The sequence below is a fragment of the Allobosea sp. 01N443 genome, from assembly GCF_056399325.1.
On the sequence record NZ_JBFTRC010000330.1, the window covers coordinates 1 to 3372 of the forward strand.

At 61.2% G+C, this 3372-nt stretch carries 4 protein-coding genes; 3 read left to right on the forward strand and 1 reads right to left on the reverse strand.

Annotated features, from left to right (window positions below; all coding sequences use genetic code 11):
• Positions 1 to 991 (forward strand): MFS transporter (locus tag AC1DRP_RS35755; RefSeq protein ID WP_476771041.1); only part of this gene is annotated, 991 nt, incomplete at its 5' end.
• Here the strand turns inward: AC1DRP_RS35755 and AC1DRP_RS35760 are convergent.
• Positions 992 to 1414 (reverse strand): VOC family protein, encoded by a 423-nt coding sequence (locus AC1DRP_RS35760; protein WP_476771042.1) that lies wholly within the window; start codon positions 1412 to 1414, stop codon positions 992 to 994.
• 240 nt (positions 1415 to 1654) lie between these two features.
• Between AC1DRP_RS35760 and AC1DRP_RS35765 the strand changes: the two genes are divergently transcribed.
• Both AC1DRP_RS35765 and AC1DRP_RS35770 read left to right on the forward strand, forming a co-directional pair.
• Positions 1655 to 2065 (forward strand): acyl-CoA thioesterase, encoded by a 411-nt coding sequence (locus tag AC1DRP_RS35765; protein WP_476771043.1) that lies wholly within the window; start codon positions 1655 to 1657, stop codon positions 2063 to 2065.
• A gap of 130 nt (positions 2066 to 2195) precedes the next feature.
• Positions 2196 to 3372, forward strand: a 1177-nt coding sequence (locus AC1DRP_RS35770; RefSeq protein ID WP_476771044.1) for a pilus assembly protein TadG-related protein, incomplete at its 3' end; no start/stop codon positions are given.

The window sequence follows — 3372 nt, forward strand, 5'->3', positions numbered from 1 at the left end:
TTACGGCATCGTCGTTCCGATCGTGATGGGTGGAGTCTTCCTCGGTGCGGGCTATATGCTTGCGGGTCTTGCCGGCACGCTCTGGCAATTCGCTCTCGCCCACGGCCTGCTGATCGGGATCGGCGGCGCTGCGGGGTTCTCGCCTCTGATCGCCGATCTCTCGCACTGGTTCCGCAAGCATCGCGGGCTCGCCGTGGTCTTCGGCGCATCCGGCAGCTATCTCGCGGGCGTGATCTGGCCGCAGGTGATCACCTGGGGATTGCAGAACCATGGCTGGCGCGCCACGCATATCGGCATCGGCCTGACGGCGCTRGTTGTGCTGGTGCCGCTTTCCCTGTTCTTCCGCAGGCGCCCGGCCGCCGAAACGCTGGCAGCGGCCGAGGCTTCGAGTGCCGGGGCTCGCGGGGATCTCGGTCTTTCAGCGAACCAGCTGCAGTTGCTGCTGTCGGTCGCCGGCTTCGCCTGCTGCGTCGCAATGGCGATGCCGCAGGTCCATATCGTCGCCTATTGCGGCGACCTTGGCTACGGCGTCGCGCGTGGCGCCGAAATGCTCTCGTTGATGCTGCTGCTCGGCATCGTCAGCCGCATCGGTTCCGGCTTCGTCTCTGACAGGATCGGCGGAGCGGCAACCCTGGCGCTTGGCTCGGTGATGCAGGGTGTTGCGCTCTTCCTCTATCTCTTTTTCCACGGGCTGACCTCGCTCTACATCGTCACCGGCATCTTTGGTCTGTTCCAGGGCGGGATCGTGCCGATGTATGCGGTGATCATCCGCGAGTACCTGCCGGCCAAGGAGGCCGGGGTGCGGATCGGCATCGTGATGTCGGCGACGATTCTCGGCATGGCCTTCGGCGGCTATATCTCCGGGCTGATCTACGACCTCTTTGCCTCCTACAGGGTTGCCTTCCTGAACGGGCTGGCCTGGAACCTGATCAATCTCGCCGTGGTCTCCTGGCTGATGCTGCGGGCAAGGCCGCGGTTGCAGCCAGCCTGATCACCCCGCCATCGGTCCCGGCCGATAGGTGCCGAAGCACCAGACATGCCCCTCCGGATCCTTGCAGATGAAGTCGCGGCTGCCATAGGGCTGGTCGGTCGGCTCCATGCTGATCTCGGCACCGGCCTTGCGGGCGCGCTCGCACCGGGCATCGATATCGTCGGTTGCGATATAGGGCGAGGCTGTGGTGCCACCGAGCTCAGCCGGGCGTGAAACCAGCTTGCCGAAGGGATTGTTGTCGGCAGAGCCGAGCATCACGAAGCTCTCGCCCATGCGAAGCTCGCCATGGAGCAGCGTCTTGCCGTCGTCCGAGTAATAGGCGGCGTGCTTCTCGAAGCCGAGGGCCTCGATCAGCCAGTCATACACGCGCGGAGCATCGGCATAGCGCAGCGAAATGCAAATCATGGCGGGTGGTCTCGTCATGGCGTCCTCCTCAACGACTGATCTTAGCGCAGGAGCGCGATCCATGGATCGTCAGCGCCGCAGGGAGCCTCTCCAGCAGCGGCTGGTTTTCCCTTCTCAAGGGCGATGCCGGAAGGAGCTTCGCCGGCTCCTGCGCAATTGTTTCGAGGCCGTTCGTGGGGATTGCCACAGGCTTCGCGCTGGCGCCGATGCTGCGTCATGTGCTCCATTCCCTCCATGTCGGAGAGGAAGGGAGCAGAGATGATCGAGCCAGGCCTAAAGCCGGACGAGGAGCCGTTGGGCGATTTGACGGTTCGCACCATCGCCATGCCGGCCGATACCAATGCCAATGGCGATATCTTCGGCGGCTGGGTGATGTCTCGGATGGATTCGGCCGGTGGAATAGCCGGCGTCGATCGTGCACAGGGCAGGGTGGTGACGATCGCGGTCGAAGCCATGACTTTCATCCGCCCGGTCAAGGTCGGCGATGTCCTCAGCGTCTACACCCAAGTCGAATCCGTTGGCCGGACCTCGATGAAGATCCATGTCGAGGCCTGGGCGAAGCGCTTTCGGACGACCCTGCACGAGAAGGTCACCGATGCGACCTTCACCTTCGTTGCGATCGACGAGGAGGGCCGTCCGCGGCCGGTACCGCCGCTTCCGGGCGCATGAGCGCCTGATCGGTGCAAGAAATGGCGATTGCGCTAATGGATTCTTCACTGCTCCGTGAGGTCGCCCGAAACAATTAACGCTTGTGACAGGTGGGGATGGTTTGCTCCCTCAAACCCTGGGGCCCACCATCATGTCGCTTCGCTCGAACCGCCTTTACGCCGCGCTCAAGAAGCTCGTCCATCGTGAGGACGGTGGCGTTTTGATCATGTTCGGGCTGACCGCGCCGCTGCTGATTGGCCTCACCTTTGCGCTCATCGACTATAGCCGCGCCTCGACCACCAGGCTCGCACTTCAGACGGGTCTGGATTCTGCCGCTCTGTACATCGCTCGCTCCAATGCGGCGAGCGAGGCCGACATTCAGCGTCTCGGCATGGCAATGCTGCGCGCGAATATGGACAACGCAAAATACGGCACACTGACCTCTGCGAACTTTCGAATGGATGCGCAGCAGCGCGTCATAGCCACGGCGGAAGCGACGGTTCCCGTTTCAATCATGGCGCTGCTGGGGAAGGAGAACATTCCGGTTTCTGCCAAGGCCGAGGTGGTGCGATCGTCGAACAGCATAGAGGTTGGATTAGCCCTCGACGTCACGGGGTCGATGCAGGGGCAGGACATCATTGATCTTAGGGCAGCGGCGAAAGAACTGATCGATCTGGTCGTCAAGGATCAACAGACGCCGTACTATTCCCGCGTCGCGCTTGTGCCTTACTCGATGGCTGTGAATGTGGGTTCGTATGCCGACAAGATTCGAGGGGGATATACGAAGGATGAAATAAGCACGATGCCGGGAAAGGAGAAATTTACCTTTACAAACGCCGAGAATGACTCAAAGACATTCAGAATCAGTACGTGTGTGACTGAGCGGGCCGGGACTTATGCCTATACGGATTCCCCCCCGACTCTTGCATTGCTGGGGCGGAACTACACGTCCGATGGCAAGTGCCTCAGTAACGAGATTGTGCCGCTCTCTGATAATAGGACTACCTTGAAAACTACCGTCGATGGTTTTGTCGCCAGTGGGGTGACGGCTGGTCATATCGGGCTCGCTTGGGCTTGGTATATGGTGTCGCCGAATTTCGGGTTCCTCTGGCCCGATGCGAAGAGCCGGCCTGCTGCCTACGGCACGCGTGAACTGATCAAGGTGGTCGTGTTGATGACGGACGGTGCATTCAACACGCCGTATTGCAAGGGAGTCGTCGCCAAGGATGCCGGTAGCGACAGCTCGGAAAAACGCTTTCGTATCAATTGCCCCGCAACAAACGGCAGCTCCTCGAACCAGGCGGCCAAGATCTGCCAGAACATCAAGG